The organism is Rhodanobacter lindaniclasticus, from assembly GCF_004799035.1.
GTDB classification, from domain to species: domain Bacteria; phylum Pseudomonadota; class Gammaproteobacteria; order Xanthomonadales; family Rhodanobacteraceae; genus Rhodanobacter; species Rhodanobacter lindaniclasticus.
In genome coordinates, this window is record NZ_MWIO01000108.1 from 1 (window position 1) to 756 (window position 756).

The following is a 756-nucleotide window of genomic DNA, read 5'->3' on the forward strand; positions in this document are numbered from 1 at the left end:
CCGTTGTCCCCGGCCGCGCGCCGCTCCAGGGCGAAGTCGTCATTTCCGTCGCCAAGAACGCCGTGCTCCCCATCCTGTGCGCGACCCTGCTGGCCGATGCGCCGGTAGAGATCCTCAACGCCCCGCACCTACACGACGTGATCACCACGATCAAGCTGCCCAGCGAGCTCGACGCCGGGGTCGAGTTCGACCAGGGCACGCTGGCGCGCGGCAGCAGCCTGGTGGTCGATCCGCGCAGCGTGAACCAGCACGTGGCGCCCTACGAGCTGGTCAAGACCACGCGCGCGTCGATCCTGGTGCTCGGCCCGTGGCGGGCCCGCCACGGCGCCGAGCTCGCTGAGCAGCTTGATCGGGATGGGGAGCACGGCGTTCTTGGCGCCGGAAATGACGACTTCGCCCTGGAGCGGCGCGCCGCCGGTGACAACGATCTTCTGCATCTGCAATCCGATTGGGGTGGCGGCGCGGCGGCTCAGGCCGTCTCGTCGGGGGTGACGGTCTTCAGGGCCAGGGCGTGGATCGCCCCGCCCATGAGCTCGCCCAGGGTCGCGTAGACCATGCGGTGGCGGGCCAGCGGCAGCTTGCCGCGGAAGGCCTCGGCGACCACGGTCGCCTCGAAGTGCACGCCGTCGTCGCCCTGCACCTGGGCGCGGGCGCCCGGCAGGCCGTCCTCGATCATGCGGCGGATGGTGTCGGCGTCCATGGATCGCTTGGCCTAGAATGAAGCCCCGCATTCTAGCGAATCCGGCCGCCCCGGAC

At 70.6% G+C, this 756-nt stretch carries 1 protein-coding gene and 1 pseudogene; one reads left to right on the forward strand and one right to left on the reverse strand.

Translation table 11 applies throughout. From position 1 onward, the window contains the following. Window positions 1-326 (forward strand): annotated as a pseudogene (locus B1991_RS19060) (UDP-N-acetylglucosamine 1-carboxyvinyltransferase); the annotation flags it as partial. Between the two features lie 143 nt (window positions 327-469). On the opposite strand, the gene B1991_RS18565 reads toward B1991_RS19060, so the two are convergent. After that, window positions 470-700 carry a BolA family protein gene (locus B1991_RS18565; RefSeq protein WP_136260146.1) on the reverse strand — a complete coding sequence of 77 codons (231 nt, stop codon included), beginning with the start codon at window positions 698-700 and terminating at the stop codon, window positions 470-472. Between the last annotated feature and the right edge of the window lie 56 nt (window positions 701-756).